General features: G+C 70.6%; 17 protein-coding genes and 1 tRNA gene. 2 read left to right on the top strand and 16 right to left on the bottom strand.

Annotated elements, in window-relative coordinates; all coding sequences use genetic code 11:
* Nucleotides 1-13 precede the first annotated feature (13 nt).
* The 5 genes from ACIA8F_RS09735 to ACIA8F_RS09755 form a co-directional block, all read right to left on the bottom strand.
* Nucleotides 14-553: a hypothetical protein gene (locus ACIA8F_RS09735; RefSeq protein ID WP_399377744.1), complete on the bottom strand. Its 540-nt coding sequence runs from the start codon at nucleotides 551-553 to the stop codon at nucleotides 14-16.
* A complete protein-coding gene (locus ACIA8F_RS09740) occupies nucleotides 550-1,998 on the bottom strand; it encodes an ATP-binding protein (RefSeq protein WP_399377745.1) in 1,449 nt (482 codons plus the stop codon). Before ACIA8F_RS09740 ends, ACIA8F_RS09735 begins: the two co-directional genes overlap by 4 nt.
* A gap of 9 nt (nucleotides 1,999-2,007) precedes the next feature.
* Nucleotides 2,008-2,691: a response regulator gene (locus tag ACIA8F_RS09745; RefSeq protein WP_399377746.1), complete on the bottom strand. Its 684-nt coding sequence runs from the start codon at nucleotides 2,689-2,691 to the stop codon at nucleotides 2,008-2,010.
* Nucleotides 2,692-2,767: 76 nt separating this feature from the next.
* A complete protein-coding gene (gene murJ / locus ACIA8F_RS09750; RefSeq protein WP_399377747.1) occupies nucleotides 2,768-4,540 on the bottom strand; it encodes a murein biosynthesis integral membrane protein MurJ in 1,773 nt (590 codons plus the stop codon).
* The gene (locus ACIA8F_RS09755) at nucleotides 4,486-5,661 is read right to left on the bottom strand and encodes a lipid II:glycine glycyltransferase FemX (RefSeq protein WP_399377748.1); all 1,176 of its coding nucleotides are present in this window, start codon (nucleotides 5,659-5,661) and stop codon (nucleotides 4,486-4,488) included. Before ACIA8F_RS09755 ends, murJ begins: the two co-directional genes overlap by 55 nt.
* Nucleotides 5,662-5,887: 226 nt before the next feature.
* Here ACIA8F_RS09755 and ACIA8F_RS09760 point away from each other — a divergent pair, with 226 nt between their 5' ends.
* On the top strand, nucleotides 5,888-7,102 hold the full coding sequence (locus tag ACIA8F_RS09760; RefSeq protein WP_399377749.1) for an Ig-like domain-containing protein: 1,215 nt from the start codon (nucleotides 5,888-5,890) through the stop codon (nucleotides 7,100-7,102).
* A gap of 158 nt (nucleotides 7,103-7,260) precedes the next feature.
* Nucleotides 7,261-8,874, top strand: coding sequence for a CocE/NonD family hydrolase (locus ACIA8F_RS09765; RefSeq protein WP_399377750.1), 1,614 nt, complete (start codon nucleotides 7,261-7,263; stop codon nucleotides 8,872-8,874).
* 50 nt (nucleotides 8,875-8,924) lie between these two features.
* On the opposite strand, the gene ACIA8F_RS09770 is transcribed toward ACIA8F_RS09765, so the two are convergent.
* From ACIA8F_RS09770 to ACIA8F_RS09820, 11 genes are all read right to left on the bottom strand, one after another.
* Nucleotides 8,925-9,812: an amino acid ABC transporter permease gene (locus ACIA8F_RS09770; protein ID WP_399377751.1), complete on the bottom strand. Its 888-nt coding sequence runs from the start codon at nucleotides 9,810-9,812 to the stop codon at nucleotides 8,925-8,927.
* Nucleotides 9,809-10,453: an amino acid ABC transporter permease gene (locus tag ACIA8F_RS09775; RefSeq protein ID WP_274550219.1), complete on the bottom strand. Its 645-nt coding sequence runs from the start codon at nucleotides 10,451-10,453 to the stop codon at nucleotides 9,809-9,811. The genes ACIA8F_RS09770 and ACIA8F_RS09775 overlap by 4 nt, the downstream gene beginning before the upstream one ends.
* A 17-nt stretch (nucleotides 10,454-10,470) precedes the next feature.
* Nucleotides 10,471-11,394 (bottom strand): glutamate ABC transporter substrate-binding protein, encoded by a 924-nt coding sequence (locus ACIA8F_RS09780; RefSeq protein WP_399377752.1) that lies wholly within the window; start codon nucleotides 11,392-11,394, stop codon nucleotides 10,471-10,473.
* A 23-nt stretch (nucleotides 11,395-11,417) separates the two neighbouring features.
* Nucleotides 11,418-12,161 carry an amino acid ABC transporter ATP-binding protein gene (locus tag ACIA8F_RS09785; RefSeq protein ID WP_266885175.1) on the bottom strand — a complete coding sequence of 248 codons (744 nt, stop codon included), beginning with the start codon at nucleotides 12,159-12,161 and terminating at the stop codon, nucleotides 11,418-11,420.
* A 143-nt stretch (nucleotides 12,162-12,304) separates the two neighbouring features.
* On the bottom strand, nucleotides 12,305-12,745 hold the full coding sequence (locus ACIA8F_RS09790) for a DUF6278 family protein (protein WP_399377753.1): 441 nt from the start codon (nucleotides 12,743-12,745) through the stop codon (nucleotides 12,305-12,307).
* A gap of 97 nt (nucleotides 12,746-12,842) precedes the next feature.
* Complete coding sequence (locus ACIA8F_RS09795) at nucleotides 12,843-13,622, bottom strand: exodeoxyribonuclease III (RefSeq protein WP_399377754.1); 780 nt, start codon at nucleotides 13,620-13,622, stop codon at nucleotides 12,843-12,845.
* A gap of 30 nt (nucleotides 13,623-13,652) precedes the next feature.
* Complete coding sequence (locus ACIA8F_RS09800) at nucleotides 13,653-14,285, bottom strand: MBL fold metallo-hydrolase (RefSeq protein ID WP_399377755.1); 633 nt, start codon at nucleotides 14,283-14,285, stop codon at nucleotides 13,653-13,655.
* 51 nt (nucleotides 14,286-14,336) lie between these two features.
* A tRNA-Trp gene (locus ACIA8F_RS09805) sits at nucleotides 14,337-14,411 on the bottom strand.
* Between the two features lie 48 nt (nucleotides 14,412-14,459).
* A complete protein-coding gene (locus ACIA8F_RS09810; protein ID WP_399377756.1) occupies nucleotides 14,460-15,050 on the bottom strand; it encodes a hypothetical protein in 591 nt (196 codons plus the stop codon).
* Nucleotides 15,047-16,210 (bottom strand): ROK family glucokinase, encoded by a 1,164-nt coding sequence (locus ACIA8F_RS09815; RefSeq protein ID WP_274550214.1) that lies wholly within the window; start codon nucleotides 16,208-16,210, stop codon nucleotides 15,047-15,049. Before ACIA8F_RS09815 ends, ACIA8F_RS09810 begins: the two co-directional genes overlap by 4 nt.
* A 16-nt stretch (nucleotides 16,211-16,226) precedes the next feature.
* Nucleotides 16,227-17,108: an ATP-binding cassette domain-containing protein gene (locus tag ACIA8F_RS09820; RefSeq protein ID WP_399377757.1), complete on the bottom strand. Its 882-nt coding sequence runs from the start codon at nucleotides 17,106-17,108 to the stop codon at nucleotides 16,227-16,229.
* Nucleotide 17,109 lies beyond the last annotated feature (1 nt).

Consider the following 17,109-nt stretch of genomic DNA (forward strand, 5'->3'; position numbering starts at 1 on the left):
GCCCGGCCGGGTGTCACTGCGCGGGCCTGGTCTCGCAAGTGGCGGACTGCTCCTTGCCGTCGGTTCCGATGAGGACGATCTCGGGGGCCGGGCTGGCGGTCACCGCCGCGAGGGCCGTGCAGGCCAGTTGGCTGCGGGCCGGTCCGGACAGCGGCCCGACCGGGAGGGGCAGGACCAGGCGGATGGTCTTCCCGTCGGCTGCGACCTTGACCGGTCTGCGGACGCCCGCTCCGGATTCCGGGGTCATGCTGTCCGGCAGGGGGATCTGACTGGTCAGACCGGCTTCCCGCGCGGTCTCGTTCGGCCCCTCCAGCAGCATCCCGATCGTGAAGCCGCTGTCCGGCCGCTGCATCCGGTCGGAGACCGGGACGGGGACGAGCGCACCGTCGGGCGCGATGAAGTACAGCAGGCCCGGGTCCGGCGCGGTGGCCAGTTTCACGGTTCCGGCGCGGCCGCTCTCGACGACCCCGGTGGTGGCGATGCCGCAGCCGGTGGCGAGCAGCAGCGGGAGGGTCAGGGCGAACGCGGCCGCGGCCCTGCGCACGCGGGTCATGCGCGGGCCTCCAGGGGCATGTCGAGGGTGAAGAGGGCGCCGCCGCCGGGGCCGTTGGCCGCGTGCAGGGTGCCTCCGTGCAGGCGGACGTTCTCCAGGGTGATGGCCAGGCCCAGACCGCTGCCGGTGGAGCGGGTGCGGGCGGCGTCGGCCTTGAAGAAGCGGTCGAAGATGTGCGGCAGCACCTCGGGGGCGATGCCGGGCCCGTTGTCGGCGACCTCGACGAGCAGCCGCTCGCCGTCGGGCCGGGTCTCGGTGCGGACGGTGACGCGGACCGGGGTCCCGCCGTGTCTGAGGGCGTTGCCCACGAGGTTGGCGAGGACCACGTCGAAGCGGCGCGGGTCGAGCCGGGCGCGGATGTCCGGGGGCAGTTCGGTAGTGACCCGCCCGTCGGTCCAGTGGCGGCGTTCCAGGGTCTTGGTGACGGTCTCGGCGACGTCGACCTCGTCGAGGTTGAGTTCGGCGGCGCGGGCGTCGAAGCGGGAGATCTCCATGAGGTCCTCGACGAGCACGGCGAGTTTCCCGGTCTCGGCGCTGATCAGGCGCAGTGCTTTGGCGGTGTCGGGGTCGAGGTCCTCGGCGCCCTCGTCGAGGACCTCGGTGACGGCGAGCATCCCGGCGAGCGGGGTGCGCAGTTCGTGGGAGACGTCGGCGGCGAAGCGTCGGGCGCGGGCCTCGGCTTCCCGGAGTTCACTGACCGACTGTTCGAGTGCGCGGGCCGTCTCGTTGAAGGTGCGGGCGAGTCCGGCGAGTTCGTCGGATCCGCGGACCTCGATCCGGGTGTCGAGACGGCCGCGTCCCAGCCGCTGGGCGGCCTTGCGCATGTCCCGCACGGGCCTGAGGACGCTGCGCGCCGCGAGCAGGGCGGGGATCAGGGAGATCGCCAGGCCCGGTACGGCGCCCCTCCTGGCGGCGGCGACCAGGGCCTCCACGGTGGTCTGCTCGGTGGTCAGGGGCACGACGGCGTAGAACACGGCGCCGGTGGTCTCGTAGACCTCGTCGCGCTTGAAGACGGCGGGCATGCCGACGACGAGGGAGAGGTTGCCGTTGCGGTCCTGCGTGCGCTGGAAGGCGCCGTGCGGATGGGCGGTCACCTGGCTGCGGAGCTGTTCGGTGACGGCGGGCGAGGTGATCGGGCCGCCCTGGTTCGAGGTGGCGCGGAGCTTGCCGTACTCCCCGTAGACGATCCAGGGGTGCGGCTGGCCGCGCTTGCCCAGTTCCCCGACGAGCCGCTGGAGTTCCGCCTGCCCCATGGGCAGTTGGGTGTACTGGGAGTCGACCAGGTCGCGCAGGGTGCTGACGGCGGTGTCCTGGCTCTGCTTGAGGATCGCGTTGCGGGCCTGCTGGTAGGTGAGCGCGGCCGTGCTCACCGCGCAGATGGCGGCGACCAGCAGGAAGGCGGCGATCAGCCGGGTGCGCAGGCCCAGCGGTGCGAAGCGTCTCATGCGGGCGGCCTACAGGGGTCCGAAGCGGTAGCCGAAGCCGCGCACGGTCTGTATGTAGCGGGGGGCGCCCTCAGGGTCCTCGATCTTGTGGCGCAGGCGGCGTACGCAGGCGTCCACCAGCCGGGCGTCGGCGTGGTAGCTGTGCTCCCACACGTATTCGAGGAGCTGCTGGCGGGAGAAGACCTGTTCGGGCGAGGCCGACAGGTGGAGGAGCAGCTTGATCTCGCTGGGGGCCAGGGGGACGCGCTCGCCGTTCTTGGCGACGGTGAGCCCGGCCCGGTCGACGGCGAGCTCCCCGTGGAACTCCACGTCGGGGCGGCCGCCCGCGGGCTCGCTGAGGCGGCGCAGCACGGCCTTGATGCGGGCCTCGATGACCTCGGTGCGGGCCGGTTTGACGATGTAGTCGTCGGCGCCGGCCTCCAGGCCGACGACTATGTCGAAGTCGTCCCCGCGCGCGGTGAGCATGATGATCGGGACCTGGCTGGTCTCGCGGATCCGGCGGCAGACCTGGACCCCGTTGATGCCGGGCAGCATGAGGTCGAGCAGGACGAGCTCGGGGTGGAAGCTCGCCATGAGGCTCAGTCCGGCCTCGCCGGTCTCGGCCGCGCTCACGTCGTGGCCCCGCCGGCGCAGGCCGAGGCCCACGCCCTCCCTGATGGAAGGGTCGTCCTCGATCAGCAGTACGCGTGGCATCGGGTCAGTATTCCAGGGTCGTCGATCGATCCCCTCCCGCTTTCGGCCGATATGGGCGGCCGGGAGCGGGCCCGGTTCAACGGCCGGTCTTGCGCCGTACGGAGTCCAGCAGGTCGGTGATCTCCGTGAGCCGCAGGGGGCGGGCGAGGAGTACGACGACGAGGAGGATCACCGCGGTTCCCGCCGCGGCCGCGGCGAAGTTGCCGAGGGGTCCGGCGAGGTGCGCGAACCGGTCGACGGAGCGGGCGGCCGCGTACCCGGCGGCGCCCGCCGGGGCGCAGGCGCAGAGGAGCCGCAGGTGGGTGCGGACGGCGGTGCTGCGGCGTTCCGTGCGGGTGCCGGTGCGCGGGCCGAGCCGCCGGGAGAGGACGTACGCGGTGACGGCCGCGCCCACGGCGTAGGCGATCGAGCAGGCCGCGGCCATGCCGGTGACCGCCCAGCGCGGCGGCAGCAGGAGGTACGCGGCGGCCGAGAGCCCGGCGTTGAGGGCGGCGATGGAGAGGTTGAGGAAGAAGGGGGTCCGGGTGTCGGAGAGGGCGTAGAAGCCGCGGGAGAGCACGTACTGCGCGGAGTAGGCGATCAGGCCGGGCGCGAAGGCCGCGAGCATGCCGGCCATGACGGCGACGTCGGAGGGGCCGGTGCGGCCGTACTCGAAGACGCTGCCGATCACCCAGGGGGCGAGGGCGGCGAAGAGCGCGGCGGCGGGGACGACCAGGGCGGCGCTGGAGCGCAGCGCGTAGGAGACGTCCTTGCGCACGGCCCCGAGGTCGCCGTCGGCGGCGGCGGAGCTCATCCGGGGCATGAGGGCGGTGACGAGGGAGACGGTGACGATGCCCTGCGGGACCATCCACAACAGGTAGGCGTTGCTGTAGGCGGTGTATCCGGCGCCGCCGGCCAGGCCCTGGGCGACGGCGTGCTCGCCGGTGGCGGTGGAGAGCCGGGTCACGACCCAGTAGGCGATCTGGTTGGTCAGGACGAGCAGGACGAGCCAGCCCGCGTTGCGCAGCGGGCGGGCCAGGCCGCTGCCGCGCCAGTCGAAGCGCGGGCGCCAGCGGAAGCGGGCGGCGCGCAGCGAGGGGATCAGGCCGAGGGCCTGGACGACGATGCCGGCGGTGGTGCCGATGCCGAGCAGCCGGGTCTCGGAGGCGCTGAGGCCGTCCGCCGCATCGTGGGAGACGTAGAGGAAGAGCCCGAAGACGGCGATGACGACGAGGTTGTTGAGGACCGGGGTCCACATCATGGCGCCGAACCGGCCGCGGGCGTTGAGCACCTGCCCGAGCAGCGTGAACAGTCCGTAGAACAGGATCTGCGGCAGGCAGTACCGGGCCAGGGCCACGGTGACGGACTCCTGGCCGCCGCTGTAGCCGGTGTACGCCGAGACGATGAGCGGGGCGGCCAGGACGGCGGCGGCGGTGAGGACCAGCAGCGCGGCCGTGCAGACGGTGAGCAGCCGGTCGGTGTAGGCGGCGCCGCCGTCCTGGTGCTCCTTGGCGGCGCGGACCAGCTCGGGGACGAAGACGGCGTTGAGGGCGCCGCCGATGAGCAGGATGTACAGGATGTTCGGGACGGTGTTGGCGACCGCGTAGCCGTCGCCGAGCAGGGTGGTGCCCAGCGCGGCGACGATCACGGCGGAGCGCACGAAGCCGGTGGCGCGGGAGACGATCGAGCCGGCGGCCATGAGCGCGCCGCTGCGCAGCACCGAGGTCTTCTCCGGTGCCGCGCGGTCGGTGCGGGCCTCTGCCGTGGCCTCGGCCGCGGCCGCTGCCGTGGCCTCTGCTCGGGGGTCTGCGAGGGTCACCGGCGGGCCATGTACGCCTGGAACGCCTTGTAGAGGGCCGTGTTGGCGCATCCGTCCATGGAGGTCTCCCACTCGCCGAGGGTTTCGACGACCTGTCCGCCGGTGCCGAGCTTCCAGCGCAGCAGCCCGAAGGAACGTTCGTCGGGGTCGAGGGTGGAGGGTACCCCGCGCATGTCGTATTCGTCCGCTCCGAGGGCATGTGCGTCGCACATCATGCGCCACTGCAGGGCGTTGCTGGGGCGGACCTCGCGGCGGTGGTCGGCGGAGGCGCCGGTCTGGTACCAGACCCTGCCGCCGGCCACGATCATGGTGTGCGCGGCGAGGATCTCGCCCTGGTGAACGCCCAGGTAGAGGCGCATGCGGCCGGGTTCTTCGGCGTTCAGGACCTCGTACTGCTGCTGGTAGTACGCGAGCGAGCGGCCGAGCCGGAAGCCGTCGCGCTCCTCGGTGATGCGCAACAGCCGGTAGAACTCGGGCAGCTCGGCGGCCCCGGCGACGACCGTCTCGACCCCCGCCTTCGTGGCCTTGCGCACATTGCGCCGCCACTCCTGGTTCAGCCCCGACCACAGGTCGTCGAGGGTGCGCCCGGCGAGCGGGACGCGGAAGACGTGGCGGGGCTGGGCGTCGCCGTCGTCCTCGCCCCCGCAGCGCTTCCAGCCGCGGGTGCGCAGCCGGTCGGCGAGCGCGGCGCCGACCGGGTCCACCTCGGTGGCGAGCACGTCGGAGATCTGCCGGCCCGGGCCGGTGCCGGCCTTGGCGGTGGCCGCGTCCCAGCGGCGGTAGGCGGGGGTGGGACCGATGCGGACGGCGAAGGCGCCGGAGGCCTTGAGGTGGTTCTTGAGGGGGGTCAGCCACCGGTCGATGTCGGGGTCGGCCCAGTCGGCGACGGGTCCCTCGGGGAGGTAGGCGAAGTATTTGCGGGTGCCGGGGAATTGGCGGTAGAGAACGAGTCCGGCACCTTCTATTTCACCTCCGGGGTAGTGCCATCCGACCCTTTCGGATCGCCAAAGGTCCTTTACGCTGCCCCAGGACGGGTACTGGAGAAAGCTGGCCCGGCCGTGCCGCGAAAGGAATCCCCGGTATTCCGCTTCGGACAGCGGGCGCACCGTGAGCTCCCGGTCCCGGCTTCGGGTCTGGTCCTGCTGGGTGGGGGTCACGAGCAGTGCACACACGGCTGACCGGCCTTCCTGTACGTCCTGTACGTCCGAATCGGTGGATGTACAGGACTCTCACAGGCCTCCGTGACCGCCGTGCGCGGCGATTGTGACCGGACGATGACCGTATCGCTGCGGTCCATGTCACATAGGAAATCCTGAAGTTTTCCTGATCTCCCGCAACCTAGAGTTGTTCCGTTCGCATCTCCTTTTGCGGACGATCATTACTTCGGAGGGGTTTTCGTTGAGCCGCACACGCCGGGTCTTCTCTGTTCGCAGCCGCACCGCCGTGGCGGCCGGTACCGCCCTGCTGGTCGCCTCGCTGGCGGCCTGCGGTGGCGGCTCCGCCACCGCGGGTGGCGGAGCCAAGGCGGAGATGAAGGAGAAGCCGGCCATGGCGGTCTCGGTGAACCTCACCGGCGACCAGGTGAAGGCGGGGGTGCCGGTGACCGTGACGATCGCCGAGGGGAAGCTCGCGGCGGTGAAGGTCACGGACGCCAAGGGCGGGGAACTGGCCGGGCAGATAACCGCCGACGGGAAGACCTGGACCTCGCAGGGCAACGCCCTGCCCTCGGCCGACTACAAGGTCGAGGCCCAGAACACGGACAGCCAGAGCGCCACGACGACGTTCAAGACCTCGGCCCCCGACAAGGTGAACAAGGTCTCGATCAACATCCCCAAGGGCAGCACCGTGGGTGTGGCCATGCCGGTCTCGATCGTCTTCGACAACCCGGTGAAGGACAAGGCGGCGGTCGAGAAGCAGCTCAAGGTGACCACCTCGAACAACACCGAGGGCTCGTGGGGCTGGATCACGGACTACTCCGGCAAGGACCGGGTGGACTGGCGGCCCAAGGAGTACTGGAAGTCCGGTACGGACGTGAAGGTCCAGATGAACCTGAACGGTGTCGACTCCGGCCCGGGCGGCGGGATGTTCGTGAAGGACTACAACACCGAGTTCAAGATAGGCAAGGACCGCGAGGTGAAGGTGAACCTCGACACGAAGAAGGCCACGGTCACCGAAGACGGCCAGGTCGTCAGCACCATCCCGGTCTCGGCGGGCACGCCCGGCGGCAAGAAGGCCTCCTGGGACGGGAAGATGGTGATGATGGCCAAGGAGGGCACCATCCGGATGGACTCCCAGACGGTGGGCCTGGGCGACTCCTACGACAAGATGGTCGACTACTCGATCCGGCTGACCTGGTCGGGCATGTACGTGCACGCCGCGCCGTGGAACACCGCCAACTTCGGCCGCGCCAACACCAGTTCCGGCTGCGTGGGCATGAGCGACGAGAACGCCAAGGCGTTCTTCGCCGCCGCCCAGGCCGGGGACCCGTTCGAGGTCGTGGGGCAGGGCTCCAAGGGCAACCCGGACGTGGGCAACGGCTACGGCGAGTGGAACCTCACCTGGGAGCAGTGGCAGGGCAAGAGCGCCGCGGCCGGAGCCCCGCAGGCCGGCTGAGCCCGGACGGGCCGGTCCGCACCCCCTCGTGCGCATCATGCGAAGTTGACCATCATTCAATCGTTACCGGCACGTAACTTACTCACGGGTTACTTCCGGTAATCCCCTCCCGTTACCGTCGGGTCACTTTGACACCCGGCGCACGCGAGGAGCGATCGATGGTCCGCACGGTCCGCACCACCAGAACCGCGACTGCCATGGCAGCCGTACTGGCAGCAGCCGCCCTGGGCCTGGCCCCCCATCAGGCCCAGGCGGCTCCCGCCCGCACGACCGCCGTCTCCGCGGACACCACGGCAGCCGCTTCGGGAATCACCTTCCACGACATCCCCGGCTCCGGTGGCATCACCCTCAAGGGCAACGTCTTCGCCCCGGCGGGCGCCGCGGCCGGCACCGGCACGAAGTATCCGCTGATCGTCCTGCCGACCAGCTGGGGCCTGCCGCAGATCGAATACATCGCGCAGGCCAAGCAGCTCGCCGACTCCGGCTACGTGGTGGTCAGTTACACCTCGCGCGGGTTCTGGCTCTCCGGCGGCGAGATCGAGACCGCCGGCCCCGCGGACGTCGCGGACGTCTCCGCCGTCATCGACTGGGCCCTCGCCAACACCCCGGCCGACGCCGCGCACATCGGCATGGGCGGGGTCTCGTACGGTGCGGGCATCAGCCTGCTGGCCTCCGCGAGCGATCCGCGCATCAAGGCCGTGGTCGCGCTCAGCGGCTGGGCCGATCTCATCGAGTCCATCTACTCCGGCCGCACCCAGCACCTCCAGGCGGCCGCCCTGCTCGGCGGCGCCGGCTTCCTCACCGGCCGCCCCGGCCCCGAACTCCAGGGGATCCTCGGCGACTTCCTGGGATCGAAGCTGGACCGGGAACCGCAGATGATCGAGTGGGGCAAGAAGCGCTCCGCCGCCGAGAAGGTGGACGCGATCAACGCCAACGGCGCCGCGATCATGCTCGGCAACGCCTGGGGCGACACCATCTTCCCGCCCAACCAGTACGCGAAGTTCTTCGAGAAGCTGACCGGCCCCAAGCGCCTGGAGTTCCGCCCGGGCGACCACGCCACCGCCGAGGCCACCGGGCTCCTCGGACTGCCCAACGACACCTGGACCAACGCCCACCGCTGGTTCGACCACTACCTCAAGGGCGCGCCCAACGGCGTGGACGCCGAGGCCCCGGTACAGATCAAACCCCGCAGCGACGGCGGGTACGAGGGATACGCCGACTGGAAGTCGGTCGGCTCCGGCGGCGCCGAGAAGCTGATGCTCTCCGACAGCGAGCACCTCTTCACCGGCATCGACTCCGGTGCAGACGGCGGGATCGTCATGCTGTCCAGCCTGCTCGACCAGATCGCCCAGGCGCCCCCCACCGCCTCCATCCCGCTGCTCCCCCGCGCCTTCGCCGCCGTCTGGCAGTCGCCGCGCTACGCGCAGGAGCGCCGGGTGCGGGGCACGGTGAAGCTGCACACCACGCTCACGCCCACGAAGTCCGACGGCACCTTCGTCGCGTACCTCTACGACGTGGGCCCGCTCGGGATCGGCAAGCTGATCAGCAACGCCCCGTACACCTTCCACGACAAGCCGGCCGGCCGCTCCTTCGGCGTGGACCTGGAGCTCTTCTCCACCGCCTACGACGTCCCGGCCGGGCACCGCCTCGCGGTCGTCGTCGACAGCGTGGATCCGCTGTACATCGAGCACAACCCGACCGGCGCGCAGCTGACCTTCTCCTCGCCGCGCACCGATCCCTCGTACGTCTCGGTGCCGCTGCGCGAGCAGTGATCCACGGCTGCAGCCGGGCCGGGTGTGGCTCTGGGGGTTCGCCCTCCGGGTCAGATCCGGCCCGGCAGGGCCGCCGAGGGGTCGGCCGTGTCGATGTCGATGCCGACCGCCTTCGTCTTGGGGTTGTGGCGCTCGCGCCGGGCCACCCAGGTGGCGAACCAGGACAGGAGCATGCACATCCCGATGTAGATCGGCGAGATGATCATCACGACGGGGATGAAGGGCAGGTCGTAGTCGAGGTTGGATGCGATCAGCTTGCCCGCGTGCAGGAACTCCTCGTAGGTGATCAGGTAGCCGAGCGAGGTGTCCTTCAGGGCGACCACGAGCTGGCTGATGATCGTGGGCAGCATCGCCCGGACCGCCTGCGGGGCCAGGACGTGGGTCATCACCTGGGTCTTGCGCATGCCCAGGGCGTACGCGGCCTCGCGCTGGCCCTTCTCGACCGAGTTGATGCCCGTGCGGAAGACCTCGGCCAGCACCGAGCCGTTGTACAGGGTCAGTCCGGCGACCAGCGCGGGCAGCGGCTGGACCTTGAGCGCGACGAAGATGAAGAAGATCATCACCAGCACGGGCATGGCCCGGAAGAACTCCACGCACAGCGTCGACAGCCAGCGCACCGGCCGGTGGACCGAGAGGCGGCCGGTCGCGAGCACCGCGCCGAGCACGAGCGAGAGGACCGAGGCGTAGGCGAAGGCCTTGAGGGTGTTCCAGAGCCCCTTGAGCAGCAGCTCCTGGATGCCCGTGTAGGTGAAGGGGCTCCACTTGGCGGCGGTGAACTGGTTCGTGTCGAAGAGCAGGTAGAGCAGCCAGCCGAGCAGGGCGAGGATGACGAGCGTCGAGGCGATCCCGTAGAAGAAGTGGCGGCGCTGGGCGCGCGGGCCCGGCAGGTCGTAGAGGGCGGTGGACTCCAGGTCACCGTGGAGCGCGTGCGCGGTCATCGGGCGACTCCGTAGCGCTTTTCGAGCACGTTGAACAGCGCGCTGATGGACAGGGTGATGATCAGGTAGCCCACCGCGATCCAGACGAAGGTCCAGATGATGCTGTAGCCCAGCTCGTTGAGGGTCTTGTACGTGCCCAGCAGCTCGGTGACGCTGAAGGCCCCGGCGATCGCGGAGTTCTTGGCGAGCGCGATCAGGGTGGAGCCGATGGGCGGGATCACGGACCGGAAGGCCTGGGGCAGGACGACCGTGCCCAGGGTCTGGCCGAAGGACATGCCGAGGCTGCGGGCCGCCTCGCCCTGGCCCTTGGGCACGGTGTTGATGCCGGAGCGCAGGACCTCGCAGATGAAGGCCGACGTGTAGCAGCCCAGGGCCAGCACGGCGAAGAGCTGGAAGGGCAGCACCAGGCCGAAGCGGGGCAGGCCGAGCAGGACGGCGAAGAAGAGCAGGGTGAGCGGGGTGTTGCGCAGGATGGTCACCCAGACGGTGCCGAAGACCCGGAAGGAGCCGACGGGGGCGACGCGGAAGGAGGCCATCAGGAAACCGAGGACCAGGGCCAGGAGGGAGGCGTAGACCGTGAGTTCCACGGTGCCGAGGAAGCCCTTCCCGTAGAGCGAGAAGTTTTCGGTGAGTACGTCCATGGCGGTGCGCTCTCCCCTCAGCTCGCCGGGTAGCGGTCGATGGCGGGCGGTGTCGGCGCGGGCTGGCCGGAGAGGCCGAGCGTGGCCTCGTAGGCCTTCTTCCAGTTGCCGTTCTTCTCGTTCGCGGCGAGCGCGTCGTCGAGGGCGAACCGCAGGGCGTTGTCGGAGCGCGGGACGCCAATGCCGTAGGGCTCCTCGGAGAAGGGCTTGCCGACCACCTTGAGCTCCTCGGGGACCTTGGCCGCGTAGCCGAGGAGGATCGAGTCGTCCGTGGAGACGGCGTCGACCTGGTAGGTGAGCAGGTTGTCCACGCAGACCGAGTACGTGTCGTAGGCGACGAGGACGGCCCGCGGGAACTCCTTCTGGAGCCGCTGATACGGGGTGGAGCCGGCGGCCGAGCAGACCTTCTTGCCGGCGAGGTCCTCGGGACCCTTGATCTCCGTCTCCCCCTTGCGCACCAGCAGGGACTGGCCGGCCATGAAGTAGGGGCCGGCGAAGCCGACCTGCTTCTTGCGGTTGTCGTTGATCGTGTAGGTGCCCACGTAGTAGTCGATCTGGCCGTTCTGCAGAGCCGTCTCGCGGTTCGCGGAGGCGATGGTCTTGAACTCGATCGTCTTGGGGTCGAAGCCGAGCGAGGCCGACATCATCTTGGCGATCTCGATGTCGAAGCCGGAGTAGCGGCCGCTCGCGGGGTCCTTCTCCCCCATGTACGGCTGGTCCTCCTTGGCGCCGACCACGAGGTGGCCGCGCCGCTTGGCCTTCTCCCAGGTCGGGGAGTCCGGCAGCTGGAAGCCGGTCGCGACCTGGTAGACGGGCAGGTCCTCGGGCTGCGGTCCCTTGACCGGCGGGCTGCCGGACTTCCCGCATCCGGCGAGGGCCCCCACGAGCACGAGGGCCAGGGCGAGGGCGGCGGTGCGGATGCGCGGGCGCGCGCGTTCCATCGGGTGTCTCATCGGGCCGCCCCTCAGTGCTTGAGGATCTTGGAGAGGAAGTCCTTGGCCCGGTCGCTCTCGGGGGCGGTGAAGAAGGCCTCCGGGGTCCGGTCCTCGACGATCTTTCCGTCGGCCATGAACACCACGCGGTTGGCGGCGGAGCGGGCGAAGCCCATCTCGTGCGTGACCACGACCATGGTCATGCCCTCCGCGGCGAGCTGCTGCATGACCTCCAGCACCTCGTTGATCATCTCCGGGTCGAGCGCGGAGGTGGGCTCGTCGAAGAGGAGGGCCTTGGGGTTCATGGCGAGCGCCCGGGCGATGGCCACGCGCTGCTGCTGGCCGCCGGAGAGCTGGGCCGGGAACTTCTCGGCCTGGTTCGCCAGGCCGACCCGCTCCAGCAGCTCGCGGGAGCGCTTGTCCGCCTCCTCCTTCTTGCGCTTCCTGACCTTGACCTGCGCGAGGGAGACGTTGGCGAGGACCGTCTTGTGCGCGAAGAGGTTGAAGGACTGGAAGACCATCCCCACGTCCGCGCGGAGCGCGGCGAGCTCCTTGCCCTCGGCCGGCAGCGGCTTCCCATCGAGCGTGATCGTGCCCGACTCGATGGTCTCCAGCCGGTTGATCGCCCGGCACAGGGTGGATTTCCCGGAGCCGGAGGGGCCGATGACCACCACCACCTCCCCGCGGCCGACGGTGAGGTTGATGTCCTGGAGGACGTGCAGTTGTCCGAAGTGCTTGTTGACGTCCCGCAGCTCGATCAACGGATCGACGGCCATACGCTGCCCTGCCCACTTGTCGGTGTGTCGAGGTCAGCGCAAACTATCCAGCCGCGGAAGGGCACTTCATCGCGACACGCCTAAATGCCGCATAAAGGCGCCCGAGGTCAGCCTTTCGTGGCGGCGCGGAATTCCGGGGCAGTTCAGCCCTCCGAGGCCTCGGCGTACGCCTGGCTGAGCTCGGGGGATCCCGTCATCGCCCAGGACACCCCCGACTCGACCACGTTCAGCTCGCGCCCCGAGGCCAGCCGGATCATCGGCTGGCCGTTGGGCCACACCTGCCAGGCGGCGCCCGGAACGGAGCGGACGATCACCGTGCCGAGGTAGAAGCCCGCGTCGTTGCCGAGCCACGGGGTGATCTCCGGATCCCGGCGCCAGCGCGGCATCAGCTGGTCGATCCCCTCCAACGAGCCCGGGCTCTCGTCGAGTTCGAGACCTGCCGAGCGGGCGTGGGCGCGCAGCATCTCGCATTCCGCGAACAACTCGTTGATGCCCTCGGGATCGTCCGCGAGGGCCGCGGCGAGCCCCGCGCCGCGGTCCGTTTCATGTCGGTTGATCCAGTTGGCCAGGAAAGGGATGTTCATGGAGCCAGCCTGACACCAGGATCCGCGACCGGCCATAGGGCGCGCCTGAAGGATCACGCGCGAAGGCCCCATCCCTCCTCCGGCACCGGGGCGGGAGCTAGACCTCCAGGTCGACGACCACCGGTGCGTGGTCGGAGGCGCCCTTGCCCTTGCGCTCCTCGCGGTCCACGTAGGAGTCGGTGACGGCCTTGACGAAGGCGGCGTTGCCGTAGACCAGGTCGATGCGCATGCCCCTGTTCTTCGGGAAGGCCAGCATCCGGTAGTCCCAGAAGGTGTAGGGCCGGTCGTACTTGAGCGCGCGCGGGAAGACGTCGGAGAGTCCGGCGGCCCGCAGCTGCTCCAGGGCGGCCCGCTCGGCCGGGGTGACGTGGGTGAGGCCCTCGAAGACCGCCGGGTCGTAGACATCCTCGTCGGTCGGGGCCACGTTGAAGTCGCCGAGCACCGCGAAGGGGCGCTCCCCCGCCGCGTCCTCCGCGACGGCGGCGGACAGGGCCCGGAACCACTCCAGCTTGTAGCCGTAGTGGTCGTGCTCGACCTCGCGCCCGTTGGGCACGTACACCGACCAGACCCGCACGCCGCCGCAGGTGGCGGAGATGGCGCGGGGCTCCTCGACGCCCTCGTAGTCGGGCCCGCCGGGCAGCCCCACGACCACGTCCTCCAGGCCCACCTTGGAGAGCAGGGCCACGCCGTTCCACCGTCCGGTGGCGTTGACGGCGGACTCGTAGCCCAGGGCGCGGAGCTCCTCGTACGGGAACTGCTCCGCGGAGCACTTGGTCTCCTGGATGCACACGACATCGGCGGCGGAGCTCTCCAGCCAGGCCAGCAGGCGCGGCAGCCGGGCGGTGATGGAGTTGACGTTGAACGTGGCGATACGCATGCCGTCCAACCTACCGCCCGGCACCGACAGTCACAGGTCGGCGGTGTGCCCCGCGGTGAGTCGGCCGTACTCGGCGCCGCCGAGGTTGCCGATCTGGTTGGCGTAGATCGGCAGCACGATGTCGGTCAGGCCCGCGTCGTGGATGGCGAGGGTCCGGAGCGGCTTGACCTCGCGCACGTAGTCGATCACTTCGGCGATCTTGTTCCAGGGCGCGTGCACCGGGAGCATGAGGGTCTCGACGGGGGTGGCGGGCACGGTCAGCGCGTCGCCCGGGTGGAAGACGGAACCGTCCACCAGGTAGCCGACATTGGTGATCCGCGGGATGTCCGGGTGGATCACGGCGTGCAGCTCGCCGTGCACCTGGACGTCGAAGCCGGCCGCGGTGAAGGCGTCGCCGTGGCCCACGGTGTGGACGCGGCCCGGATAGGCGGGGGCGAGCTTCTCCGCGACGCTGCGCAGGGTCCACAGCTGGGCCGCCTGGTTCGCGTCGAGGGCGGCGCGCAGCCGGCCCTCCTCGAAGTGGTCGGGGTGCTCGTGGGTGACGAGCAGGACGTCGGCGCCGAGACCGGCGTCCGGTTCGCTGAAGGCGCCCGGGTCGATGACGAGCACGAGCCCGTCCTTCTCCAGCTGGACGCAGGAGTGCAGCCGCTTGGTGAGCTTCATGATCCAAGGCTAGCGCCGCGGGCGCCGCCGGGCGGAGGGAAGGAGGGAAGACGGAGCCGACCGGATTCGAACCGGCGTCCTCGCGGTTTTGGAGACCGCGCGCGACGACCTCTGCGCTACGGCCCCGCCTCCGGGACGCACTGTACCCCCGCGGGGTGATGCCCCCGGTGCCGCCTACGGCACCGCCGTGGAGACCACGTAGACCTTGGGGTACCCGGGGTGGCTGAGGTCGACGGTGATGTCACGGGTGGGGCGGGGGTCCGGGGCGTCCAGGGTGATCCCGTACCAGCTGCCCTTCGGGCCCCAGCGCCAGCCCGCGGACGTGGTGTCGCCCGGGGAGATCGACACTCCGCGGGTCAGGGCCTCGCGGCTCGTGCCGACATCGGTGAGGAAGGTGTCGAGCTCCTGGGGGGTGACCCCGAACTGCACGTACAGGCGGCTGGTGTGCCAGTTGTTGGTCTCCAGGTACCCCACCCGCGAGGCCTTCACCGGGATCGGGACCTCGTAGATGCTGCGCTGCACCTTGGAGGGCCAGCCGCCGCGGACCTTCGCGGCGCCGACCTTGGCGGCCTTGTCCCGGCCGCTCTGGCGGCTCTGCTGGGCGGAGACGGCGAGGTAGCCCGCCGGGACGCCGACGAGGAGCAGGATGATGATCGCCGTGATCCAGCGGCGCCGCACCACGTGCTTGCGGTCCTCTGCGGGGGTGGACGCGTCGGACCGTTCGTCGGGGGGCGGGGCCTGGCGGGGCAGGGAAGGCGGGGTCACTGCTGGTCCTGGTCCTCGGGGCCGGTGGTCGTGTCGCGGCGGCCGAACTGCGCGTAGCGCTCGTACCGCTCGACGCGCCGGCGCGTGGCCCGGCGGAAGCGGCGGGCGACCAGCCGGGAGAGGTCGGCGGCGCCGACCATGCCGGCCTCGGGGCCGAGCTGGGCCTTGGCGATGCGGGCCTCGGGGCGGTAGCCGCGGCCGGTGAGGTGGCGGCGGAAGGCATCTCGGGCGGGGCCGATCAGCAGGTCGTCGGCGGCGCTGACGCCGCCCCCGATGACGAAGCAGGAGGGGTCGAGGGCCGCCGCGAGGTTGGCGATGCCGACGCCGAGCCACTGGCCGATGTCCTGGAGGAGCTCGACGCACATGGCGTCGCCCTCGCGGGCCAGCTCGGTGATGAGCGGCCCGGTGATCTCGTGGACGTTGCCGCCGACCCGGGCGATGAGGTTGTACGCGACCGGGGAGTCGGCGGCGGCCAGCTCGCGGGCCTCGCGGACCAGGGCGTTGCCGGAGCTGTACTGCTCCCAGCAGCCGCGGTTGCCGCAGGGGCACCGGTGGCCGCCGGGGACCACCTGCATGTGGCCGAACTCGCCGGCCACCCCGTAGCGGCCGCGCTTGACCTGGCCGCCTTCCAGGATGGCCCCGCCGATCCCGGTGCCCAGGGTGATCATGACCAGGTGGTCCTCGCCCCGGCCGGCGCCGAAGCGCCACTCGGCCCAGGCGGCGGTGTTGGCATCGTTGTCCACCATGACCGGGACCGCGAGCCGGGACTGGAGGGCGTCGCGCAGCGGTTCGTCGCGCCAGGCCAGGTGCGGGGCGAACAGCACGCGGGAGCGGTCGGCATCGACCCAGCCGGCGGCGCCGATGCCCACGGCGTGCACGTCGTGCCGGTCGGAGAGGTCGAGGACCAGCTCGACGATGGTGTCCTCGACCACCTTGGGGCTCTTGGACTTGTCCGGGGTCTCGGTCCGGATCTTCTCCAGGATGACCCCGTCGGCGTCGACGACCCCGGCCATCACCTTGGTGCCGCCGATGTCGATGCCGACGGTCGGAACGCGCGGGGCGGTCAGGTGCGACCTGCGCTCACGGGTCCCGATGGTCCGCAGGACGGTGCCCCGCGCCGCCCCCCGGTGGGCGAGCGTGAAGTCCCGGTACGTGCTCATCGAGTCGTGTCGTCCCTCAGGATGCGGTGGTGCCCGTGGTGGGGCCGGCGGTGTTTTCGGGTCGGGGCGTGTGGTCAGGTCCTGATTCTGCCACTCGCTCCAGCTCGTGGCTCAGTTCGTCGAGCTCGGAGCCGCCCGCCATCTGCCGGGTGAGCTCGTCCAGGGTGATCGAGTCCCGGGTGTGGCTGCCCGCCATGGTGCCGCGTTTGAGCAGCACGAAGCGGTCCCCGACCAGGTGGGCGTGGTGCGGATTGTGCGTGATCAGGACCACGCCGAGACCCGCGTCACGGGCCGCGGCGACGTACTTGAGGACCACCCCGGACTGTTTGACGCCGAGGGCGGCGGTGGGCTCGTCCAGGACGAGGACCTTGGCGCCGAAGTGGACGGCGCGGGCGATGGCCACGCACTGCCGCTCGCCGCCGGACAGGGTGCCGATGGGCTGGTCCACGTCCCGCAGGTCGATGCCCATGCGCAGCAGCTCGGCGCGGGTGGTCCGGCGCATCAGCTCCACGTCGAGGCGGCGGAGCGGGCCGCGGCCCTTGGTGGGCTCGGAGCCGAGGAAGAAGTTACGCCAGACGGGCATGAGCGGGACCACGGCGAGGTCCTGGTAGACGGTGGCGATGCCGCGGTCGAGGGCGGCGCGCGGGTTGGCGAGCACGGTCTCCTCGCCCTCGATCTCGAAGGTGCCGGCGTCGTGTCGGTGCAGCCCCGCGATGATCTTGATCAGGGTGGACTTGCCGGCGCCGTTGTCTCCCAGGACGCAGGTGATCTCGCCGGCCGAGACCTCCAGGGAGACATCCTGGAGGGCGCGGATGTTGCCGTAGTACTTGCTGACGTCGGTCAGCTTCACCAGGGCGGGTGCGGTGTCCGGGGTGGCCCCGGCTGCGGTCTCGGTCATC

Source organism: Streptomyces sp. NPDC051563, from assembly GCF_044454225.1.
GTDB lineage: Bacteria > Actinomycetota > Actinomycetes > Streptomycetales > Streptomycetaceae > Streptomyces.